At 68.8% G+C, this 21,864-nt stretch carries 24 protein-coding genes; 11 read left to right on the top strand and 13 right to left on the bottom strand.

Going from position 1 to position 21,864, the window contains the following annotated elements; all coding sequences use genetic code 11:
- Positions 1-13 precede the first annotated feature (13 nt).
- Positions 14-742, bottom strand: coding sequence for a sensor domain-containing protein (locus AB0I19_RS07150; RefSeq protein WP_357145626.1), 729 nt, complete (start codon positions 740-742; stop codon positions 14-16).
- Between the two features lie 193 nt (positions 743-935).
- Between AB0I19_RS07150 and AB0I19_RS07145 the strand changes: the two genes are divergently transcribed.
- From AB0I19_RS07145 to AB0I19_RS07125, 5 genes are all read left to right on the top strand, one after another.
- The gene (locus AB0I19_RS07145) at positions 936-1,871 is read left to right on the top strand and encodes a PAC2 family protein (protein WP_357145624.1); all 936 of its coding nucleotides are present in this window, start codon (positions 936-938) and stop codon (positions 1,869-1,871) included.
- 39 nt (positions 1,872-1,910) lie between these two features.
- The gene (locus AB0I19_RS07140) at positions 1,911-4,409 is read left to right on the top strand and encodes a DUF3516 domain-containing protein (protein ID WP_357145622.1); all 2,499 of its coding nucleotides are present in this window, start codon (positions 1,911-1,913) and stop codon (positions 4,407-4,409) included.
- Positions 4,410-4,512: 103 nt separating this feature from the next.
- On the top strand, positions 4,513-5,628 hold the full coding sequence (locus tag AB0I19_RS07135; protein WP_357145619.1) for a type III PLP-dependent enzyme: 1,116 nt from the start codon (positions 4,513-4,515) through the stop codon (positions 5,626-5,628).
- Positions 5,629-5,636: 8 nt separating this feature from the next.
- The gene (gene speD, locus AB0I19_RS07130) at positions 5,637-6,839 is read left to right on the top strand and encodes an adenosylmethionine decarboxylase (RefSeq protein WP_181697035.1); all 1,203 of its coding nucleotides are present in this window, start codon (positions 5,637-5,639) and stop codon (positions 6,837-6,839) included.
- 155 nt (positions 6,840-6,994) lie between these two features.
- Positions 6,995-7,555 carry a hypothetical protein gene (locus AB0I19_RS07125; protein WP_357145616.1) on the top strand — a complete coding sequence of 187 codons (561 nt, stop codon included), beginning with the start codon at positions 6,995-6,997 and terminating at the stop codon, positions 7,553-7,555.
- 22 nt (positions 7,556-7,577) lie between these two features.
- Here the strand turns inward: AB0I19_RS07125 and AB0I19_RS07120 are convergent, their stop codons facing one another.
- From AB0I19_RS07120 to AB0I19_RS07095, 6 genes are all read right to left on the bottom strand, one after another.
- Positions 7,578-8,315 carry an SDR family oxidoreductase gene (locus tag AB0I19_RS07120; protein WP_357145613.1) on the bottom strand — a complete coding sequence of 246 codons (738 nt, stop codon included), beginning with the start codon at positions 8,313-8,315 and terminating at the stop codon, positions 7,578-7,580.
- An 84-nt stretch (positions 8,316-8,399) separates the two neighbouring features.
- Positions 8,400-8,990: a TetR family transcriptional regulator C-terminal domain-containing protein gene (locus AB0I19_RS07115; protein ID WP_357145610.1), complete on the bottom strand. Its 591-nt coding sequence runs from the start codon at positions 8,988-8,990 to the stop codon at positions 8,400-8,402.
- 91 nt (positions 8,991-9,081) lie between these two features.
- On the bottom strand, positions 9,082-9,681 hold the full coding sequence (locus tag AB0I19_RS07110) for an energy-coupling factor transporter transmembrane protein EcfT (RefSeq protein ID WP_357145607.1): 600 nt from the start codon (positions 9,679-9,681) through the stop codon (positions 9,082-9,084).
- On the bottom strand, positions 9,678-10,358 hold the full coding sequence (locus AB0I19_RS07105; RefSeq protein WP_357145605.1) for an ABC transporter ATP-binding protein: 681 nt from the start codon (positions 10,356-10,358) through the stop codon (positions 9,678-9,680). The genes AB0I19_RS07110 and AB0I19_RS07105 overlap by 4 nt, the downstream gene beginning before the upstream one ends.
- A 4-nt stretch (positions 10,359-10,362) precedes the next feature.
- Positions 10,363-10,947, bottom strand: coding sequence for a biotin transporter BioY (locus tag AB0I19_RS07100; protein WP_357145603.1), 585 nt, complete (start codon positions 10,945-10,947; stop codon positions 10,363-10,365).
- 63 nt (positions 10,948-11,010) lie between these two features.
- Positions 11,011-11,919, bottom strand: a complete 909-nt coding sequence (locus AB0I19_RS07095; protein WP_067636290.1) for a hydrogen peroxide-inducible genes activator — start codon at positions 11,917-11,919, stop codon at positions 11,011-11,013.
- Positions 11,920-12,028: 109 nt separating this feature from the next.
- On the opposite strand from AB0I19_RS07095, the gene AB0I19_RS07090 reads away from it, so the two are divergent.
- The 3 genes from AB0I19_RS07090 (at position 12,029) to AB0I19_RS07080 (ending at position 14,022) form a co-directional block, all read left to right on the top strand.
- The gene (locus tag AB0I19_RS07090; protein ID WP_067493007.1) at positions 12,029-12,616 is read left to right on the top strand and encodes a peroxiredoxin; all 588 of its coding nucleotides are present in this window, start codon (positions 12,029-12,031) and stop codon (positions 12,614-12,616) included.
- 44 nt (positions 12,617-12,660) lie between these two features.
- The gene (locus AB0I19_RS07085; RefSeq protein ID WP_357145599.1) at positions 12,661-13,200 is read left to right on the top strand and encodes a carboxymuconolactone decarboxylase family protein; all 540 of its coding nucleotides are present in this window, start codon (positions 12,661-12,663) and stop codon (positions 13,198-13,200) included.
- Between the two features lie 120 nt (positions 13,201-13,320).
- Positions 13,321-14,022 carry a PhzF family phenazine biosynthesis protein gene (locus AB0I19_RS07080; protein ID WP_357145596.1) on the top strand — a complete coding sequence of 234 codons (702 nt, stop codon included), beginning with the start codon at positions 13,321-13,323 and terminating at the stop codon, positions 14,020-14,022.
- Positions 14,023-14,035: 13 nt separating this feature from the next.
- Here the strand turns inward: AB0I19_RS07080 and AB0I19_RS07075 are convergent, their stop codons facing one another.
- Entirely contained in the window at positions 14,036-14,767 is a 732-nt protein-coding gene (locus AB0I19_RS07075; RefSeq protein ID WP_357145593.1) for a hypothetical protein, read from the bottom strand.
- A 63-nt stretch (positions 14,768-14,830) separates the two neighbouring features.
- On the opposite strand from AB0I19_RS07075, the gene AB0I19_RS07070 reads away from it, so the two are divergent.
- Positions 14,831-15,124 carry a hypothetical protein gene (locus tag AB0I19_RS07070; RefSeq protein WP_357145590.1) on the top strand — a complete coding sequence of 98 codons (294 nt, stop codon included), beginning with the start codon at positions 14,831-14,833 and terminating at the stop codon, positions 15,122-15,124.
- Positions 15,125-15,250: 126 nt separating this feature from the next.
- The gene (locus AB0I19_RS07065; RefSeq protein ID WP_357145587.1) at positions 15,251-15,658 is read left to right on the top strand and encodes a hypothetical protein; all 408 of its coding nucleotides are present in this window, start codon (positions 15,251-15,253) and stop codon (positions 15,656-15,658) included.
- A gap of 85 nt (positions 15,659-15,743) precedes the next feature.
- Here AB0I19_RS07065 and AB0I19_RS07060 read toward each other — a convergent pair whose 3' ends face one another.
- On the bottom strand, positions 15,744-16,322 hold the full coding sequence (locus tag AB0I19_RS07060; RefSeq protein WP_357145585.1) for a DUF5134 domain-containing protein: 579 nt from the start codon (positions 16,320-16,322) through the stop codon (positions 15,744-15,746).
- Between the two features lie 102 nt (positions 16,323-16,424).
- On the opposite strand from AB0I19_RS07060, the gene AB0I19_RS07055 reads away from it, so the two are divergent.
- Entirely contained in the window at positions 16,425-16,922 is a 498-nt protein-coding gene (locus AB0I19_RS07055) for a GNAT family N-acetyltransferase (protein WP_067636303.1), read from the top strand.
- Here the strand turns inward: AB0I19_RS07055 and AB0I19_RS07050 are convergent.
- From AB0I19_RS07050 to AB0I19_RS07035, 4 genes are all read right to left on the bottom strand, one after another.
- Positions 16,909-18,720, bottom strand: coding sequence for a hypothetical protein (locus AB0I19_RS07050; protein WP_357145582.1), 1,812 nt, complete (start codon positions 18,718-18,720; stop codon positions 16,909-16,911). The genes AB0I19_RS07055 and AB0I19_RS07050 overlap by 14 nt on opposite strands.
- 2 nt (positions 18,721-18,722) lie before the next feature.
- Positions 18,723-19,781 carry a MoxR family ATPase gene (locus tag AB0I19_RS07045; protein ID WP_357145580.1) on the bottom strand — a complete coding sequence of 353 codons (1,059 nt, stop codon included), beginning with the start codon at positions 19,779-19,781 and terminating at the stop codon, positions 18,723-18,725.
- A 94-nt stretch (positions 19,782-19,875) separates the two neighbouring features.
- Positions 19,876-21,099 carry an aminotransferase class III-fold pyridoxal phosphate-dependent enzyme gene (locus tag AB0I19_RS07040; protein ID WP_357145577.1) on the bottom strand — a complete coding sequence of 408 codons (1,224 nt, stop codon included), beginning with the start codon at positions 21,097-21,099 and terminating at the stop codon, positions 19,876-19,878.
- 10 nt (positions 21,100-21,109) lie between these two features.
- Positions 21,110-21,751 (bottom strand): Pr6Pr family membrane protein, encoded by a 642-nt coding sequence (locus AB0I19_RS07035; RefSeq protein ID WP_357145574.1) that lies wholly within the window; start codon positions 21,749-21,751, stop codon positions 21,110-21,112.
- Positions 21,752-21,864 lie beyond the last annotated feature (113 nt).

Raw genomic sequence — 21,864 nt, 5'->3', positions numbered from 1 at the left:
TGGTAGCGGCCGATCAGCGCGTACGCACGGAGCGCACGGCCGTGGCGAACAGCTCGTCGACGGCGGCTTTGTCCGGTTCGCCCGCACCGAAGGTCATCGAGGTCACGGTGATCCGAATGTCACCGACGCGCCCGACCGAGGTGTACATGGTCTGCGTCAACCCGGCCCCACCGACATCCGGAATCACGCTGCGCCGCAAGGTCATCGCCTCGTCGGCACCGGCCGGTACATGCGCGGAGACCTCGGTGGTGACGGTCGACCCCGCCCCCGCCCGGCTCACCCGGATCTGTTCGCAGGCCCGCAACCGGTCACGCACCCGCGCGAGCAGTTCGGTGGTCCGCGACAGTTCGACGGTGAGACTGGCCCGGCTCACCTCGTCGGTCCCCACCGCCACCGCCGGCGGCTCTGCACCGGGCTCGGACTCCGGCGGTGTGCATTCGACCGGGCTCACGGTCGCACCCATCCCGACGCCGTCCAGATCCTCCGCGGCGGCCGAGGCGGCCTGCGGCGTGAGCACGACAGCCGGATAGGCAGCCGGGAACTCGTGCGGGTCGGGCAGCAGATCGGCGGGCGCGGCCTCGACATGGTGCATGGAGGTGGCGCTCTCGGCGACCGGGATGCCGCTCACCGCCTCGGCGCACCCGGTCAGCGCCCCCGTCATCAGCACGGCACAGGCCGCGACTCGCCGACGACCCGCCGTCGTCGGAACGGCCCTGTTGAGCGAGGTGCGCGCCACGTTCACACCCTTCACTGTGCCCCACCGGACCGAGCGGTCGCCGCGCGCCACGCCGGAGGGAATGCCGGGGCGCGTGCGGCTGTTGGAAGCAGGACGAGCCGTCCTCCGGCCGTGTGCGTCGGTCGTGCTCGCATGGGGGACAATGGACGAGCCTCCCCCGCCGCGAGCGTTGGTGGACCGCGCAGGAAGGAGAAACGCGATGGATGACCAGTCGCATATGTACGAACTGGAGTTTCCGGCACCGCAGTTGTCCGCGGACGACGGCGCCGGTCCCGTGCTGGTGCACGGGCTGGAAGGTTTCACCGACGCCGGCCACGCGGTGCGCCTGGCCACGACGCACCTGCGCGAGAGCCTGGAATCGGAACTGGTCGCGTCGTTCGACGTGGACGAGCTGCTCGACTACCGGTCGCGCCGTCCCCTGATGACGTTCAAGACCGATCATTTCGCCGATTACGCCGAGCCCGAACTGAACCTGTGGGCGTTGCGCGACACGGCGGGTACCCCGTTCCTGCTGCTGGCCGGTCTCGAGCCGGATCTGCGCTGGGAGAAGTTCACCACCGCCGTGCGGCTGCTGGCCGAACAGCTCGGTGTGCGCCGCACGATCGGCCTGTCGGCGATCCCGATGGCGATCCCGCACACCCGCCCGCTCGGTGTCACCGCGCATTCCTCGGACCGGTCGCTGCTCGGTGAGCATCAGCGCTGGCCGGGTGAGCTGCAGGTGCCCGGCAGCGCGTCGTCGCTGCTCGAGTTCCGGATGGCCCAGCACGGCCACGAATCGCTCGGGTTCTCCGTGCACGTGCCGCACTACCTCGCCCAGACCGACTACCCCGAGGCCGCCCAGACCCTGCTCGAGAGCGTCGCCGACAACACCGGTCTCGAGCTGCCGCTCGCCGCACTCGGCGAGGCGGCCGCGCGGGTGCGCGAACAGGTCGCCGAGCACATCGCGGGCAACGAAGAGGTCGAGACGGTCGTCGCGGCGCTGGAACGCCAGTACGACAGCTTCGTCACCGCCCAGGAAGGCCAGTCCAGTCTGCTGGCCGGCGACGGCGAGCTGCCGAGCGGCGAGGAGCTCGGCGCCGAGTTCGAGCGTTTCCTGGCCGAACAGGGCGGCTACGACGACACCGGACGGGACTGACGCACGGTCGCACCGCACCCGACCACTAGGGTGGTCGGAGTGGATCTGACCGACCTGCTCGAAATTCCCGGTACCGACGCCGACGCGCTTTACGAGTCGTTCGCGCTGTGGGCCGCCGAGCAGGGCACCACCCTGTATCCGGCGCAAGACGAGGCGCTGATGGAGCTGGCGTCGGGGTGCAATGTCATTCTGGCGACCCCGACCGGCTCCGGTAAGTCCCTGGTCGCGGTCGGCGCGCACCTGTTCGCCATGGCCAACGGGCAGCGCAGCTACTACACCGCACCCATCAAGGCGCTGGTGAGCGAGAAGTTCTTCGCGCTGTGCGAGGTGTTCGGCGCCGAGAACGTCGGCATGGTCACCGGTGACGCGGCTGTGAACGCCGACGCGCCGATCATCTGCGCCACCGCCGAGATCCTGGCGAATCTGGCGCTGCGCGAGGGCGCTGACGCCGAGGTGGGCCAGGTGGTGATGGACGAGTTCCATTTCTACGCCGACCCGGACCGTGGCTGGGCCTGGCAGGTACCGATCATCGAACTGCCGCGCGCCCAATTCCTGTTGATGTCGGCCACGTTGGGCGAGGTCGACTTCTTCGCCACCGACCTCGAACAGCGCACCGGCAGGCTGACGGCCGTGGTGGCGGGCACCGAACGCCCGGTGCCGCTGACGTTCTCCTACGTGCGCACCCCCATCACCGAAACCCTCGAGGAACTGGTCACCACCCACCAGGCCCCGGTGTACGTAGTGCACTTCACCCAGGCCGCCGCCCTGGAACGCGCGCAGGCACTGACCAGTGTGAACTTCGCCTCCCGCGCCGAGAAGGACGCCATCGCCGCCGCGATCGGCGAGTTCCGGTTCGCGTCCGGTTTCGGCAAGACCCTCTCGCGGCTGATCCGCCACGGTATCGGGGTGCACCACGCGGGCATGCTGCCCAAATACCGCAGGCTGGTGGAGAAACTCGCCCAGGAGGGCCTGCTGAAGGTGGTGTGCGGCACCGACACCCTCGGCGTCGGGATCAACGTGCCGATCCGCACCGTGCTGCTGACCGGACTGACCAAATACGACGGCGTGCGCACCCGCAGGCTCAAGGCCCGCGAGTTCCATCAGATCGCCGGACGCGCCGGACGCGCCGGATTCGACACCATGGGCACCGTTGTCGTGCAGGCCCCCGAGCACGAGGTGGAGAACGCCCGCCTGATCGCCAAGGCGGGCGACGACCCGAAGAAGCAGCGAAAGGTGCAGCGCCGCAAGCCCCCCGAGGGGTTCGTGTCGTGGAGCGAGGAGACCTTCGACCGGTTGGTCGCCGCGCAACCCGAACCGATGGTGTCGCGTTTCGCGGTCACCAACTCGATGCTGCTCAATGTCATCGCCCGGCCGGGCAACTGTTTCTACGCCATGCGGCACCTGCTCGAGGACAATCACGAACCGCGCCCGGCCCAGCGCAAACACATCCTGCGCGCCATCCGCCTCTACCGTTCACTGCGCGATGCCGGTGTGGTGCAACAACTCTCCGAGCCCGACGCCAAGGGCCGGATGGCGCGGCTCACCGTCGACCTGCAACGCGACTTCGCGCTCGATCAGCCGCTGTCGCCGTTCGCGCTCGCCGCGTTCGAGCTCCTCGACCGCGAAAGCCCCACCTACACACTCGATGTCGTGTCCCTGATCGAGGCGACGCTCGAGGATCCGCGGCAGCTGCTGATGGCCCAGCAGCACAAGGCGCGCGGCGCCGCCGTGGCCGAGATGAAGGCCGAGGGCATCGAATACGAGGAGCGCATGGAGCTGCTCGAGGAAGTGACCTGGCCCAAGCCGCTCGCCGAGCTGATCGAGCCCGCGTTCGAGACCTACCAAGCCGGGCACCCGTGGGTGTCGGAGTTCGCGCCGTCGCCGAAGTCGGTGGTGCGCGACATGATCGAGCGCGCGATGACCTTCGCCGAACTCATCTCCTTCTACGAGCTGACCCGCTCCGAGGGCGTGGTGCTGCGCTACCTGGCCGACGCCTACCGTGCGCTGCGCCGCACCGTGCCCGACGCGGCGCGCACCGAGGAACTCGACGACCTCACCGAATGGCTCGGCGAACTGATCCGCCAGGTCGATTCGAGCCTGCTCGACGAATGGGAACAGCTCACCAACCCCGGCGCCGAGATCGACACCGATCAGGTGGCCTTCGGTGCCGAACAGGTGCGCCCGATCACGGCCAACGAACGCGCCTTCCGGATCATGGTGCGCAACGCCATGTTCCGCCGGATGGAGCTGGCCTCGCGACAGCGCTGGTACGAGCTGGATCAGCTCGGGACGGGCCCCGACTGGGCCGAGGAGTTCGCACCCTATTTCGAGGAGTACGAGTCCATCGGCACGGGCCCCGACGCGCGCGGCCCGCAGCTGTTCAGGGTGGAGCAGCGGCCCGGTTTCTGGCACGTGCGCCAGGTGATCGACGACCCGGCGGGCGACCACGGGTGGGCGCTGACGGCGATCGTGGATCTCGAGGAGTCCGATGCCGCGGGCGAGGTGGTGTTCGACGAGGTCACGGTCGCGCCCGGCTGAGTCATACCCGATCGATATGACGTATGTGACGAATGTTTGACGGATTCGTTGTTGGGTAGTGGCCGCTGATAGTCTCTCCCGGCCGCCGACCGAAAGTTCAACTATGCCCGAATCCCCGTACCTTGTCATCTACCCCGAGCGGGTACGTGCCAACTACCGAACCCTCGCCGCCGCCGTCTCGGCGCAGCGCGAGCAGGGCACCCGGATCAGGTACGCGGTGAAAGCGGCTCCCGTCGACGAGGTGCTGAGCCTGCTCGACGCCGAGGGCGCCGAGTTCGACGTCGCCAGTGTCGGTGAGATCGATCAGTGCGTGCGCCTCGGTATCGCGGCGGACAAGCTCTGCTACGGCAATCCGATCAAGAAGGCCGCCCACATCGCCTACGCCCACGCCGCCGGTGTGCGCCGGTTCGCCTTCGACACCGAGGACGATCTCGAGCGCATCGCCGAGCACGCGCCCGGCGCGGAGGTGGAGTGCCGGTTCCTGTCCTCGGCACCGGAGTCGCGCACCCCGTTCGGCACCAAGTTCGGGTGCGCGCCCGGTGAGGCCCTGCGATTGCTGGTGCGGGCGCGCGATCTGGGCCTGCGTGTCGGTGGCCCGTACTTCCATGTGGGCTCCCAGCAGCTCGATCCCGCCGCCTGGCGGATCGGTATCGAGCAGGCAGGTGAGATCGTGAAGGCCTTGGCGGACAAGGACATTCACGTCGCCGCGGTGAACATCGGCGGCGGCCTGCCCATCTCCTACGCCGAGTCCGCGCCCGAACCGGGCGCGATCGCGGCCGCCGCGGCGCAGGCCGCGGCCGAATTCCTGCCCGCGTCGGTCGAGCTGATCGTGGAACCGGGGCGTGCCCTGGTCGGCAACGCGGGCACCATCCACGCCGAGGTCGTCGGCGTGCGTTTCGCGCCGGACGGGCGGCGCTGGGTGTATCTCGACATCGGCCGATACAACGGTATGGCCGAGACGGAGAACGAGTACATCGCCTACCGTTTCGTCACCGATCGCGACGGCGATCCGGTGGGCGAGGCGGTGGTCGCGGGTCCGACCTGCGACGGCGACGATGTACTGTATCAACGCACGAAGGTCCTTCTGCCGACCACGTTGCGAGCCGGTGATCAGATCCAGATCCTCGACACCGGCGCCTATACCGCGAGTTATTCGTCGGTGTCCTTCAATGGTTTTCCGCCCTTGACCGTTCATGTCTCGGGCGCTGAGCGAGAGTGAGTTTGCCCATGACGGCGGAATTCACCGGCTGGCATGTGCTGGCCGAGTTCGGTGGTGTCGACACAGACCTGTGTGACGATCTCGAACGACTCGAATCGGCGTTGCGTGAGTCTCTGATCGCGGCGGGCGTCACCATCTGCGATGTCGTTCACAAAAAGTTCGAACCGCAGGGGGTGACCGTCCTCGCGCTGTTGTCGGAGTCCCACGCCTCGATTCACACCTATCCGGAGTCCGGCGAGATCTTCGTCGACGTCTTCACCTGCGGCAGCATCGGTGCCGGCGCGACGAAGGCCGTGGAACTTCTGCGAGACAAGTTGTCTCCCAAGGAAGTTCGGATGAAGGTTGTCCAGCGTGGCCACGGTGCCGAGAAGATCTACGAACCGGTGGGCGACGGCCTGACCCGGATCTGGGATCTGCACGAGGTGATCGTCGACACCAACACCCCGTACCAGCACATGGTGATCGCGCGGACCGACCAGGGCATCTCCCTGTTCTCCGACGACGACCGCCAGTCCACCGAGTTCTCCCAGGTCACCTACCACGAGGCCATGATGGTCCCGGCGTTCGTGCTGGCCGAGAAGCTGGACCGGGTGCTCATCATCGGTTCCGGTGAGGGTGTGGCCTCGCAGATGTCGGTGGCGGCCGGGGCGACCCTCGTCGACCACGTCGACATCGACCAGCGCGAGGTCGAGCTGTGCGCCCGCCACCTGCCCTACGGGTACACCCCCGAGGAGCTGGCCGCCGCGGTGCGTGGCGAGGGCCCGGTGCACGTGCACTACGCCGACGGCTGGGACTTCCTGGCCAAGGCGCAGGAGGCGGGAACCCGTTACGACGTGATCGTGATCGACCTGCCCGACGAGCGCGTCGAGGACGCCCAGCACAACCGCCTCTACGAGTCGGAGTTCCTGTCGCGATGTAAGGCACTGCTCGCACCCGGCGGTGTGCTGTCGGCCCAGGCCGGCTGCGCGACCATGTGGCGCAACGAGACCCTCAAGCGGTCGTGGGGACGGTTCCACGAGCAGTTCGCCACCGTGGTGCCCTACGGTAGCGACGAGCACGAATGGACCTTCCTGTTCGGCCTGAACGAGAAGATCGAGGACCCGGTGCGCGGCATGACCGATCGCCTGGCCCTGCTCCCCTACAAGGCCGAGACCATCGACGCCCGCGCCCTCGAGCGCGGTGCGATCGAGCCGTACGCCTTGCGTCGCTGAGCTGGCTCGAGACACCGCAGGCGGTGATCCGGTTCGTCCGGGTCACCGCCTTCGTCGTTGTCCACCGCGGCGAATACCGCGATTCCGGTGCGGGTGGGCGCCCGTTGTCGGCACTATGCGAAGAGCGAAGCGCCGAGGGAGAAGCGAGTCCGCCCATGACACCGACACCACTGTCCGCCAACGGTCTGATGCCGGTGGGCAGGCCCGCCGACCACCGGCCCCGGCTCGACCGGTTGTCCGCGGCGGGGCTCGCGACGTTCGGCGCGCGGTTCGCCGAGGCGCCGGAGCCGACGGCCGCGGATTTCGCACGGCTCGACGGTGATGTGTCGATGCGGTCGTTTCCCGGGTCCGGTGAGCGGGTGCTCGCTCCGCTGATGGCCCGGCCGTCGTACTTCTGGGTGGGCAAGTCGTTGCGGCACGTCGGTGACGGGGTTGCCTTGGGACACAATGTCTTTCGCCTGCTCGGTGGCTTGCGGGCCCTGAATTTCGTGGCGACGCTGGGCGATTCCGTGCTCGACGGCCGGTCGGCGGTGCTGTTCGACTACGACGACCCGCGCGTGGGTTCGCGCAGGCCCGCCCGGCGGATCTACGACGAACTGCGCGAGATCGAGCCGGATCTGTGGCTCGGCCCCAGCTACTTCTCGACTCGGTCGCGGCGAATCCCGATGGGGTGGTTCGCACTCGACGCCTCGGTGCCGTTCGCCGGTCCGGCCTGACCGTGGAGCCGATCCCGCGAGATCAGGCCGACCGACCGGCCACGAAGCCGCCGTCGACCGGCAGGATATGACCGGTGACGAACTCGGCGTCGGCCAGATACAGCACCGCCGCGGTGGTGTCGGCGACCTCACCGATGCGGTCGAGCAGCGCCAGTGAGGCCGCGGCCCGCTCGTCGCCGTCACCGAAGAGCGGCGTGCGGATGATGCCGGGAGCCACCGCGTTCACCCGGATGCCCGCGGGCGCGAGTTCGGCGGCCAGGCTGGTGGTCAGCGCGTGTACACCGCCCTTGCTGACCAGTGCGGCCGAGGCCGGTAGTCCGGTCATCGCGTGGTCGATGAGCACCGTGCCGATATTGACGATGCTGCCGCCTCCGCCTTGGGCGAGCAGTTGGCGCACAACGGCTTGCGTGGTGAGGTAGGTGCCTTTGAGGTTGCCGTCGAGATAGCGATCGAGGTCGGCCTCGGTGACGTCGACGAACGGTGTCGTCCCGAAGACGCCCGCGCTGTTGATCAGCGTATCGACGCGGCCGAAGCGGTCCAGCGCGGTCCGCACATACGCCGCACCCGTTGCGGGCGAACCGATATCGCCGACCACGGTGGCGACCCGGTCGGGGGCGGCCAGGGCGGCGGCTACGTCGGCGAGCTTGGCCGCGTCGCGTCCGCCGAGCACGACCGCGTCCCCGCGTTCGACGAAGGCGCGGGCGACATCGCGCCCGATTCCACTTGATGCGCCGGTGACAATGACCGTCTTGGCTGTCATCTACTGATCCTTTCGATATACGACCGGTCGTCTTTAAATGGTCGACCGGAAGAAGCCTTGCGGAAATGGGGTCGACTCAGGAGGTCACGGCCGGAAATAGTCGTCGAGCAGCCGCCGCAGGCACTTCTCGAGCGGCTCGATCGTGCGGTCGATCTTCATCCGGATCACCGCACCCTCCCAGGATTCCAGCAGGAGGTCGGCGAGGTCGACGGCGTCGATATCGGCCCGGACCGTGCCCTCGGCCTGCGCCGTCCGCAATGCGTCGGCCACCCCGTCCCGCCAGGACCCCCAGGCGGCAGACAGTGCCGTGCGGAGCACCTCACTGCCTTCCAGCTCGCCGCCGAGATTGCCGATGAGGCAGCCACCGGTGTACTCGGCGGCGACGAAATCGTCGATGAGGGTGGCGAAGAACCGGCGTAGACCGGAGAGCGCGTCGGGCGCGCCCGCGAACGCGGCTGCCAGGTTGCGCTGCACGCACAGCGAGTGATGCTCGATCACCGCGTGCGCGAAGCTCTCCTTGCTGTCGAAGTAGTTGTAGAACGAGCCCTTGGGGACCCCGACCTTGTCGAGCACCTGCTTGATGCCGGTGCCGTGGTAGCCGTTGGACAGCAGATCGGCCGCACCCTCCTCGATGAGGAGGGCTCGCGTGTCGTCGCTGCGCCTGGGTCGTGCCATGCGACGAATATACGACCGGTCGTCTACTAATGCAACCGAGCGTCCGCCTCACACGCGGGCGGCCGCCTGTCCCACAGCAGCACAACCGTTCTCAGTCGTCGACCCCACGAGCGGCCAGCGCGTCGCCCATCGCGTCTGCCGTACGCAGGGCACGCACCACGACCGGTGTCACGAGGGCGGTGGCCGACCAGGAGACGCCGCGCGCTCGCCGGGCCTGGGCGACGTCGTGAACGATGCCGGCCAGCAGCGGGACGCACCGGATCGCCAGGGCCAGCAGCAAACTCACGCGCTCGGGGTCGACGCCGACCCGGCGCAGCGGGCCGAGGGCGCGGACGAGCGCGTCGAGCATCGCGGTGACGCGGGTGGTGACGGTGACCAAGGCGGCGAGCGCTACCGAGACGAGCAGGACGCCGCAGACGGCGATCGCGCGGGCTGGAGTGGTGGTGAGCAGTTGGAAGACGCCGATGATCACCGTCATCCAGAGCACGGGGCGGATCTGGGCCACGGCCACTCGCCAGGAGATGCGCGCCACGGCGAACAGCAGGGCGACCGTCACCGCGGCGAGTGCCACGGTGAATGGCGTGCGGGCGAAGATCGTCATCGCGACGATGGCGAGAACCAGCAGGAGGAGTTTGAGACCCGCGGGCAGGCGGTGCACCAGCGAGTCACCGGGGCAGTACAGGCCGATCATTCGACCAGGCGCCGGTATGCGCCGACGGCGTCGGCCGGGGAACCGTCGAAGGCGACAGAACCGTTGTCCAGCACTACGACTCGATCGAAACCGTCGAGCAGGGCGAGCTGGTGGGTCACCACGATCACCTGCTGGTCGAGGGAATTCAGGGCTTCGGACACGAGGCGGGCGTTGCGCAGGTCGAGCAGGGTGGTCGGTTCGTCGGCGACGATCACCTCGGGCTCGCGGATCAGCGCGGAGCCCAGCGCCAGCAACTGCTTCTGCCCACCGGAGAGCAGGTGCGCGGGATGGTCGGCGTGCCCGGCGAGCCCGAACCGGTCGAGCATGCGCCGCACCCGTTCGGAGATCTCGGTTCTGCTCAGCCCGCTGCGCCGCAACGAGAAGGCCAGGTCCTCACCGACCGTCGGCATCACGATCTGGGTGTCGGGATCGGTGAACACGAACCCGACCTTGCGCCGTACCTGGGCGCCTTTGCGGGCGGCGTCGATCCCGTCGACGGTGACGGTGCCGGTGGCCGGCTTCAACAGGCCGTTGAGCATGCGGGCCAGCGTCGACTTCCCGGAACCGTTGGCGCCGATGAAGCCGACCCGGCGTTCGGTGATGGTCAGGTCGATATCGCGCAGCACCACGCGGTCACCGAACCGGTGGCCGACCGAATCGACGACGATCTCACTCATCGGCTCACGCGCGGATCAGCCCCGGATACGCCCGGTGCACACCCTTGGCGACCACCGTGGCGATGACGACCTTGGCCAGGTCGCCGGGCAGGAACGCGAAGTTGCTCGAGATCACGGCCCACAGACCCAGTTCGGTGCGGACCAGCAGGCCCGCGGTGCCGAACAGGTAGATGACCACGATGCCGCCGAGTGCGTTGATCAGCAGACCGAGCACGAGCGGATATTTCGGCAGGATGCGCGCGGTGAGCCAGCCGATCAGCAGGGTCGCCGGGATCCACCCGATCAGATAGCCCGCGGTCGGCGAGGCCAGCGCGGTCAGGCCGGTGCGCCCACCCGAGAGCAGCGGCAGACCGATCAGCGTGAGTGCGATGAACACGGCGACCGCCGCGGCGCCTTTGCGCGCGCCGAGGATCGCGCCGGTGAGGATGACGCCGAGGGTTTGCAAGGTGATGGGAACGCCGCTGAATCCGACGGTGATCGCGCCCGGCAGCCCGAGGGCGGCGATCAGCGCGGCGAACACCGCGATCTGCGCCAGGTCCCGGGCGGCGAAGCGGCCGGTGCGCGTGGGGGCGTTCTGAGGGTCGGGCACTGTTCGGACTTCCTTTGCACAAGCAATTGAACGACGTTCAAAATAGCAGTCGAGCTGGGCGGCTCAGAAGGGCCGCTTCGAGCGGATCACCGCCGCGAGGTACTCGTAGTCGTCGGCCCGGGCCGAGGACGCGCGGTAGGCGAGGCCGATCGTGCGGCCCGGCGCGGGATCGGCGAACCGTGCGGTCTCGAGGGTGCCGCGCGCGGTTTCGGCCGGTACCGCCATCTCCGGAATGAGCGTCACCCCGAGCCCGCCCGCCACGCACTGCACCACGGTGGTCAGCGAGGCGGCGCGGGTGTCACCGACCGAACCGGGATGCACCTCGGCGGTGCGGCACAGTTCGAGGGTCTGGTCGCGCAGACAGTGACCCTCGTCGAGCAACAACAGCGGCAGGTCGGCCAGGACCGGCGCGGCCAGATCGGTGCGCCCGGCCAGCTCGTGCCCGCGCGGCGTCACGAGCACGAATTCCTCGGAGTAGAGCGGGATTTCGACCAGGCCGGGCGCCTCGCTCGGCAAGGCGAGCACCGCCACGTCGAGCACACCGGTGCGCAGACCGTCGAGCAGGCGGGCCGTCTGGTCCTCCACGACCTGGGGCACCAGGTTGGGCAGTTTGCGGCGCAGCTCGGGCAGCAGACCCGGCAGCACATACGGGGCGACGGTCGGGATGATGCCCAATCGCAGCACGCCACCGAGGCTGTCGCCGGTCGCCGAGGCGACGAAACGGTCGGCCGCCTCGAGCGTGGCCATCGCCTGCGGCAGCAGCCGCATCCCGGCCGCGGTGACCAGCACCCGGCGCGTGCTGCGCTCGATCAGCTGCAGGCCGAGGCCGTTTTCCAGTGATGCCAGTGCCTGCGATAACGTGGGTTGGCTCACAGCCAAACGCGCTGCGGCAGTGCCGAAATGCCGGTATTCGGCGACGGCGACGAACGCACGCAGCTGCGAGAGGGTTGGCTGATAAGTCTGATCAGTCACGCCTATCAGTGTAGAACGAGCGATCGGCTTTACCTTTCAGTAGGCTTTGGGCAAGATCTTTGCGGGCTCACACGACGAGCACGACCACACCATCAACGAGGAGATGAGCATGGCTCTGCTGACCATTGGCGACCAGTTCCCGGCATACAACCTCAAGGCCGTCATCGGAGGTGACCTGTCGAAGGTCGACGCGCAGCAGCCCGACGATTACTTCACCCAGATCACCAGCGACGACCACGCGGGCAAGTGGCGGGTCGTGTTCTTCTGGCCCAAGGACTTCACCTTCGTCTGCCCCACCGAGATCGCGGCGTTCGGCAAGCTGAACGACGAGTTCGCCGACCGCGACACCCAGGTCCTCGGCGCCTCGGTGGACAACGAGTTCGTGCACTTCCAGTGGCGTGCGCAGCACGAGGATCTCAAGACCCTCCCCTTCCCGATGCTGTCGGACCTCAAGCGTGAACTGGCCACCGCCACCGGCGTGCTCAACGCCGACGGTGTCGCCGACCGCGCCACCTTCATCGTCGACCCGAACAACGAGATCCAGTTCGTCTCGGTGACCGCCGGTTCCGTCGGCCGCAATGTCGACGAGGTGCTGCGCGTGCTCGACGCCCTGCAGTCCGACGAGCTGTGCGCCTGCAACTGGAAGAAGGGCGACCCGACCATCAACGCGGGCGAGTTGCTCTCCGCCAGCGTCTGATCCACCCTTCTCCACCCGATCCCCCTGACAGGAGCGCCTTTTCCATGAGCATCGAGAACCTGAAGAACTCTCTTCCCGAGTACGCCAAGGACCTCAAGCTCAACTTGTCCTCGATTTCGCGCACCACCGTGCTGAACGAACAGCAGCTGTGGGGCACTCTGCTCGCGTCCGCGGCCGCCACCCGTTCGGCCACCACGCTGCGCGAGATCGCCGAGGAAGCCGCCGACGTGCTGTCCGCCGAGGCCTACGAGGCCGCGCTGGGTGCCGCGTCGATCATGGGCATGAACAATGTGTTCTACCGGGGCAGGGCGTTCCTGGACGGCAAGTACGACGATCTGCGCGCGGGCCTGCGGATGAACATCATCGGCAACCCGGGCGTCGAGAAGGCCGATTTCGAACTGTGGTCGTTCGCGGTCTCCTCCATCAACGGTTGCGCGCACTGCCTCGATTCGCACGAGAAGACGCTGCGTGAGGCCGGTGTCTCGCGTGAGGTGATCTTCGAGTCGCTGCGTGCGGCGGCGATCGTGGCCGGTGTCGGCCAGGCCGTCGCGTCCACCGAGGCGCTGGCCGCGGCCGCCGTCTGATCCGCTCGTCGCACGACCCCGATCCGCGTGCCGGGTCGGGGTCGTTCGCGTTCGCGCGCGTGACGCGGCGCGAGAACCGCCCGGACGGCGGTGTTGATCTTGCGCGGTAGGCTCGCGAGCATGAACGCACACGATGTGCCGGAAGCCCCTGACGTCCAGGTCGAGGTCGTCCGCGTGTTCACCGATCCGACGGGCAGGCTCGGCAATGCGCTCGGTATCGCCCGCGCGGGCGATGTCGTCGCGCTCGACAAACAGGAACTCGCCGCGCGGCTGGGCTTCAGCGAGACCACGGTGGTCGGGGAACCTGTCGACGGTGTCGCCGACGTCCGGATCTACACCCCGGCCGTCGAGCTGCCCTTCGCCGGGCACCCCACCGTGGGCACCGGATGGTGGATGGCCGCGCGCGGCACCCCCGTGCACACCCTGAACGTGCCGGCCGGCCCGGTTCGGGTGACCGAGACCGACGGGCTCACCTGGATCACCGCCCGCGCCGAATGGGCACCGGATTTCACCTTCCACCAGGCCGGTTCACTCGACGAACTGGCCATGCTCCGCTCCTCGGACTACACCGAGGGCCAGCACTACGTGTGGACGTGGACCGACGAATCGCGCGGTGCCGTGCGCTCCCGGATGTTCGCACCCGCCATGGGCATCGCCGAGGACGAGGCGACCGGCGCGGCCGCCGTCGCCCTCACCGCCAAGCTGCGGCGCGGGCTCGTCATCACCCAGGGGCAGGGTTCCCAGCTCTACACCGAGTGGGATTCCGACGGTTGGGTTCGCCTGGGCGGGCGGGTCGTCGAAGACCACGTGGTGGTGCTCTGATCCCGGTTCGCCGCTAACTTCCGAAGCGGGGCAACCACGGCGGCCTCCCGGTCCGGGCACCGCGTTTGCCCGGGCTGTCGATCGCGGCCAGGATGCGCTGTTCCAGATTGCGGGGTGGGGGCTGTCGATCGTCGGCGGCCAGTTGGGCCAGCAGTTCGTGCACTCCGCCGACTCTGGCGTCGAACTGGGCGAGGCCGGTAGTGGTCGTGGTGGCCAGCTTGTTCTCGATGTGGTGATGCTCGAGTTCGGCGACGGCGTCGAGGGCGTAGGCGTCGGCGAGGGCGAGGACCGAACCGGGCGGGGTCCAGGGGCGGCGCGCGGCGACGCGGACGAGGCGCTGGTGGGCGAGGCGTTCGATGCCCTCGGCCAGCAGACGGGTGACGGCCGGGACGCGCATGCCGAGTTCGCGGGCTATCGAACGGTAGGTGCGGCCACCGTAGTAGGCGAGAACGAAGACTTCGCAGCGGCTGTCGAGCGGGTCGAAACCGAGTCGGGCCGAGGCGGCCAGCCAGGGGATGTCGATGCGGTCGTTGCGGTCCAGGCGCAGGCGCTGGATGGCGAGGCGGTGCACCTGGGCCAGGAGTCTGGTGTGCAGGGTCGGCGTGTACCTGGTGCCGGTCGCGTCGGGTGTGTCGAAGTGGGCCGGGTCGGCGAGGGGGTCGGTGACCTCGAAGGGCGCGGCGCCGTCGGGGTGACCCGCGAAATCGAGACGCCCGGAACGATCGAGGAGGCCAACACCGTCCATCGAACCCACACCGTCGAACATGACCGCGTCGCCCGACAGACCTTGGTCCTCCAGCCGGCCCGCGTGGTCTCCGTGGCCGGCTCGTTCCATTCGGCCTGCCCGGCTGTGCGGGTCTACCTCGCCGTCTCGGCGTGCGAAACCGAGCCGTGGGTCGTGCAGCGCCGCGTAGTCGGGGCGACCGGAGTCATCGAGGCGACCCCTGCGGTCGAATCGCTCCGGGTGGTCGAATCGGCCGACGTGGTCGCGGCGGCCCGCTCGATCCGGTCGGCCTTCGTCGTCGAACCGACCCACCCGGTCGTGCGGCCCCTCGAACCCCGGCTCGTGGCCGAGGCCGCCGATGTCCCCGAGGTGACCTGAACAGCCGTCGCGGCCCTCGTGGTCGCGCCGGCCCGAACGAGACGTCCCCTCCGAGTGCCCGAGAAGATCCGAACGGTCGAACCCGTTCGAATTGCCGAATCCGCCCGAACGGTCCAAGCCTCCCGCATGATCTCGTCCGGTCGAGCGATCCCACCGGCCGACATCATCGCGGCGGTCAGCGTTACCCGGGTGGTCCACGTGGTCGAAGCCGCCGGCTCGATCGGGGTGGCCCCCGAGGTCGGTGCGTGGTTCGTTCGCGACGAATGCCGAACGGCCCCACGGCGTGGCGAGGTCATGGCGCGAATCACCGGCCGGGACATGACCGTTGCCCTCGATGATCCACGGACTCGCGGCGATGCGCTGGAAGCCTTCGCGGACAACCTCTTCCGCCGATCCTCGCCTGCGCAGGATCCGCAGGGCGAGTCCGTAGGCGGCGGGGCCCGCGTCGCGGTAGAGCGCGCGCACTACCTCGCGGTCGGCGGCGGCCGGCCGGATTTCCGGTGGGGGCGTACCGAATCCCCGACGCCCGGGTGACATGCCTGAAACGCGTTGTCCACTCATAGTCGAATTCCTGTCCGCACAAAGGCGATTCGCAGCCCGGACGGTTGTGGATCGGTATTCACCCGCCGACAGCGGCGATCAACATGAATGCCGTCCCGATATCCATCACCACATGGGGTACCAAGGCCGAGGTCAGAGGGTGTGTGCCTGCCGGATGGGCGAAGCGGTGCCAGCGCGGCCGGTGACCGACGGTGCCGAGCGCGACGAGCGCGTCGAGCACGAACAGCGCCGCCAGCACCAGCGCGGGCCCCGGCGGGATTCCGGTGTGACCGGATCCGTGCCCGGCCATGGCGTAGAGCATCACCGCCGCCGCCACCGTGTGATATCCCAGCGCGAGCACCCCGTCGGCCGTCGGCACCACCCCGTTGCGCCACTGCACGACCCGCTCGGTGAGCAGCAGCGCGAAGGCCACCGTGAGCGCGGTCAGCAAACCGCGCATCGCGTGCGGGTCGGTGGCGGCCGGGAACACCAGCATGGCCAGCATCACCAGGCACATCAGCAGGTGCGCACCGTCGGCCGCCGCGTCGGCCCGGACCGCGCGCCTGCTCAACCGCACGACCACGATCCCGGCCGCCAGCACGAACGCCGACACCACGGCCCACCGCAAAACCGCATAGTCCTCCACGAATTCGGCCACGCCCCACCACCTTCGGCTCGCCCCTCGTCCTCATAGTCGCATCGCCCGCCCCGGCCGTGTGCCGTTTTCCCGCGTCACATCCGCCCCGGGCACAATGGACCGATGCACGACACCACCCGGGCGGAGCAGCTCACCCTCGCCGTCGACGACCTCACCGGCGAGCAGATCACCACCCTGCTCACCGAGCACCACACCGAAATGGCGGGCAACTCCCCCGCGTGCAGCATGCACGCCCTCGACCTGACCGGGTTGCGCGATCCGGCGGTCACCGTGTGGAGCGCGTGGTCGGGGCCGGTGCTTGTCGGCTGCGGCGCCCTGAAGGAACTGGATCCCGAGCACGGCGAGATCAAGTCCATGCGGACCGCCGCCGGATTCACCGGTCGCGGTGTCGCCGCCGCAGTGCTCGCCCATCTGATCGCGGAGGCCGAGCGGCGCGGATACCGGCGCCTGAGCTTGGAGACCGGGACGAGCGAGTTCTTCGCCCCGGCCCGGCGCCTGTATCTGCGGCACGGCTTCGTCGAATGCGAGCCGTTCGCCGACTACACCCTCGACCCGTACAGCCAGTTCTTCACCCTCGAACTGCCCGTCACCGGATCCTGAACACCGGGCCTTTCGGGGTGAAGGGTAGGGACGCGCCCGCGGGGATGAGGAAGGCGTGTTCGCCGCGGATGCGTAACGCGTCGCAGTCGCCGTCGGTGATGACGAGAATCGGGCCGTCGGCCGGAAAGTCGTCGGCGCGTTCGAGGAGCCGGACGGCGGGTTGCAGCACGGTGCCGCCCCGGCCGCGCACGCGCATTCCGGCGGCGATGTCTTCCACCGCGACGTATCCCGCGTCGTAGGGTGCGGCGTCGCAGTAGACGACACGGGCGCGTGGCACGTCCCTGGCCAGCGCGTACGAGGCGATGGCGCCGAGTCCCTTGCCGAGCAGGGTGACGTTCATCGACAGCGAGGTGTCGAGGACCACACCGAAGGTCGGCAGGCGCACGTTCTCCTCCGGCCGCACCCAGGCCGGGCGCGGGATGTCGGGGGTGGCGGCCTGCCTGCGGGAGGCGCGAGCGTAGCTGCGGCGTTTGTCGACGGTGGGTATGTGCTCGTCGAACCACTGGGCCAGCCGCGCGTCCCATGGCAGCGGTGGCTGATCGAGCGCGCGAATGGCCTGCTCCAACGCGGCCGGGACGTGTCCGCGACCGCTGTTCGTGTGGTAGGCCAGTCCGGTGACCAACGCGTTGCGGTAGTACTCGTCGAGGTCGACATAGCGGCCCGCGCTGCCGGGATGCGGCAGGGGTTCGCCGAGTACATCGCCGCGTCCGCGACCGCGCAGGGTGGCGAGCTTGCGTAACCGGCGCAGATCGCCGGCGATGCGGTCGTAGATCTCCTCGGCCGAACACCCTTTCAGTTCCGGGTCATAGAGCAGTCCTTCGGGCATCTGCCCGACATTCATCTCCACCAGCCAGCCGTTGACGACGTAATCGCAGGCGACATTGAACAGATAGTGGTCGCGCCAGTCCGCCCGTTCGCCGTGGCGCAGGGCCGCGTGCAGCATCTCGTGCGCGAGCACGAACCGCCATTCCTCCTCACTCAGCCCGGCATAGGGATTCACATAGATCTCGGCGGCGTCGGCGTTCACCGCGGCGATCGAGATATCCGCGGCCCGAACGACTTCCACATCGGCGACCACGGTCATCCCGGCGGCGAGCGCACCGAGTAGCGGGAACGACGAGACGAACCAGCCGAGGGCCGCGTCCCACTGGGTGCGTGGCCGCTTCCCGTCGGGTGTGTGGTCGCCACCGGCCGTGGCCAGGGCGGCACGGGCGGCGTCGGACACCCCCGCCGCGAACCGGGCGGGCGCGTCGACGCGGGCCGCCGTCTCGGCGTCGATGAGCAGGAAGTCGGGAGGTCCGGTGCGCGCGAACGCGTCCGGCACCGCGGTGTCGTGCCAGCGCGCCGCGGCGGCGTGCTCGTCGGCCAAGGCGGGCGGCACAGGATCGGGTGGGGTGCCGATCTTCATCGTCGCCAGATAGGTGTCGACAGCGGCGCAGCACGCGGCGCGGTACACCGGATGCGGTGCGCGCACCCGCGAGGACAACCACGCGTCGTCGCTGGTCAGCCCGATGATGTTGGTAGGCACGGTATTGCGCGGATCGAGGTGCCCGAATCCGGCGTGCAGCAGGCAATGCGCGAAGGTCCACGCCCATTCCTGCGCCGTGGCACGCCGATTCGGGTGGTACTCGAGACGGCCGCCCGCCAGCCGTGCCCACATCTCGCGCGGTGCGCGCTTGTCCGACTGGTAGAGCTGACCGGCCAGCGGGCGCAACGCCGGGTGGGCGCGCACGATCGCCCACCCGTCCTGAACAGCCTGGTACCACGGGTCGATCCGGCGATTCTTTCGCGCACCCATGCTCAGCGCCGCGCGGCCAGTCGCGGCAGGTCGCGCGACACCTCGATGAGGAACCACGACGGCAGCACCGGCACGCCCTCGGCATCGGAGGCGATCACCAACTGCGCGCATTCCACGGAGATCTCGGCCAGCTCCACCAGCAGCGACTTGGCGCGCAGTACGAACCGGCGCACCGAGGCGGAGGTGTGCTCGCGGTCGCCGGGCAGTTCCTTCACGAGGCGGGCCCGCATCGTCTCGGCCAGGAAGTACAGCAGGTCGCGGTCGGCCGGATCGCGCGGCCAGGCGGCATCGCCCTTGAAGACGGCGTCCAGGTCGAAGGCGTGGCGCACGGTCTTGACGAAGGCGCGGAAGCCGGAGGCGTGGCCGAGGGTGAGGGTGCCGGTGGCCAGCACATTCAGCGTGGTGTCGTCGATGTCGTCGCCGCAGGAGTACAGCGCGTCGGAGAGCATGTGCCACCCACGTGGGGTGGAGAAGGGCGCCTCGGTTTTGGGCGGTGCCGACCACAGGTGGTCCGGGCGCTGGGTGAGGTAGCGGATCACCCACGGATGGATGTCGTTGACGGCCGCCCATTTCAGCCAGTCGTCCACATCGGCGCGCAGATGCAGGTGCACCATGCGGTTGACCAGCGCCGAGGCCATCGGGCGGGCCAGCGCGTTGTCGGTGGCCCGGTTGCCCGCCCCGATCACCACCGACCCCTCGGGCGGTTCGTAGCTGCCGATGCGCCGATCCAGGATCAGGGTGTAGAACGACTTCTGCACCTCCGGCGAGGCGGCGTTGAGTTCGTCGAGGAACAGGCAGTAGGGCTGGGCGCGGGCGATCAGCTCCGGCGGCGCGAACCGGCTGCGGCCGTCCACGATCTGGGGCACCCCGATGAGGTCCTCGGGCGCGAGCTGGGTACCGAGCAGGGTGACACAGTCGAGGCCGAGCGAGTCGGCGAAGGTGCGCACCAGCGAACTCTTCCCGATTCCCGGTGCGCCCCAGAGGAATACGGGACGCACCACGGCGACATGCAACAGTAGCTCCGGTAGCTGGTCCGGTGTCACCGTGACGGATGCCTGCAACGTGGTTCCCTCCCCTGTCTTCGTCGGAGCAGGAGAGTATCCGGCGGATCGCCCAGCCCGCCAGCGAGTTTCGCCGACGGACCGGTGCGGCGCATCAGCCCAGGGCGCGCGAAAACCCTTCGGCCAGTTCGGCCACCTGGGCGTCGGTCATCACGAAGGACGGGGAGATCTGCATAGCGCCCGCACCGGCAGCACGACCCGAGATCCCCTGGGCACGAAGGGCTTTCACCAAGCCTGGGCCTTCGGAAGGGTCGGCCAGCTGGACGGCCGCCACCGCACCGAGACCGCTGCGGACCTCCGCCACGCGCGGGTGATCGGCCAACGGGGCCAGGGCGGTGTGCAGGGTGGTCTCGAGCCGGGCCGCTTCCTCGAGCAGACCCTCACGTTCGACGATGGCGAGGTTGGCCAGCGCCGCCGCGGCCGCACCGGCGTGCCCGCCGTAGGTGTACCCGTGCCGGAACCACACACCGCCCGCGTAGAACGGCTCGGCCAGGTGCGGGGCGATGAACACCGCACCCATCGGCAGGTAGCCGGAGGTGAGGCCCTTGGCGGTGGTCATCAGATCGGGTCGCAGGTCGAAGCGGGTGGAGGCGAACCAGGAGCCGCCGATCCGGCCGAAACCGGTGACCACCTCGTCGGCGACGAACAGGATGTCGTGGTCGCGGCAGATCTGGCGCACCTCGGCCAGGTATCCCTCGGGCGGCAGGTACACCCCACCGGCACCGATGATCGGCTCGCAGAAGAACGCCGCGATCCGTTCCGCGCCGACGTCCTCGATCAGCGCGAGCAACGCCTTGGCGTCGTTCCATTCGACGGTGCGGGTGTCCTCGACCAGGACGCCGTAGCCCTCCTTGTTCGGGGTGAGACCGCCGAGCGAGGTGGAGGCATAGTGCATGCCGTGGTAGGCCAGGCGTCGTCCGACCAGGATCTTCTTGTCGGCGCGGCCCTGTTCGTGCCAGTAGCGCCGCGCCAGCTTCGCGGCGGTCTCCACCGAGTCCGAACCACCGGAGGTGAAGAAGATCTTGCTACCGGGCACAGGCGCGATGGCCGACAGCTTCTCGGCGAGCTCCTGGGTGGCGGGCTCGGTGAGGTCACCGAAGTTCGAGTAGTGGGCGATGGTGCGCAACTGCTCGGCGACCGCGTCGGCGATCTCCCCGCGACCGTGTCCCACATTGGCGAACCACAGACCCGCGGTGGCGTCGAGGTACCGGTTGCCCTCGGTGTCGTAGACGTAGGCGCCGTCGCCTCGAGCGACGACGAACGCACCGTCACGAGTGACGGCACCCATATCGGCGAATCCATGCCAGAGCGCATTCATGGCTCCACACTTACACCGGCTCGCCCTCGCGCGCTCGTCGGGCCCTCCACCACGCGGGCATGTCACCCAGCGACGCCATGGCAACCGCGAGCACCGCGAACACGATGCTCAACACGATCAGGCCGAGCGTCATCGACAGGTAGCCCTGGTGGCGTGGGTCGATGAACGGATACGGGTACCAGTCGACGATCGGGCCCCGGATCAGTGTGTAGGCACCGTAGAGCAGCGGGAAGATCAGCCACTTCCCCACCAGCTCCGGTGTCACCGCCGGCCGGCGCGCCATGGCCACCAGCAGCCAGTCCGCGACGAGGACCAGCGGCAGGTACCGGTGCATGATGTCGTTGATCCACTTGTCGGTGAGCATCACGTCGATATTGGCGAGCAGGACCGCGTAGACCACCATCGTGATGAGCATGTACAGCGTCACCGCGCCGCGCACCACCTGCCAGCCGGGTCCCTGCGGCGCGAGCAGGCCACCGACGAGCAGCACGAGCACGGCCAGGATGTTCGACTCGATGGTGAAGTAACTGAAGTAGTTCGCGATCGAGAACGTCGGCGAGTCCAGGTTGCGCAGGGGAATCCACAGCAGGGCGACGAGACCGAGCACTCCGAAGCCGATCCGGTATGCCCTGATCCACCACGCCGTACGCACCGAGTCCCTCCTCCCTCCGGGCACTCCTTCGTCGCACCCTCCGGTCAGTCCAGAGGCGGGGACGCGCCGAGACCGGTGCTTGGTCATGCCGCATCTTCGCATGAGATGTCGGT

The organism is Nocardia sp. NPDC050413, assembly GCF_040655475.1.
GTDB lineage: Bacteria > Actinomycetota > Actinomycetes > Mycobacteriales > Mycobacteriaceae > Nocardia > Nocardia coubleae.
Note: the sequence above shows the minus strand (reverse complement) of the source record. Positions and strands in the feature narration are given on the sequence as shown.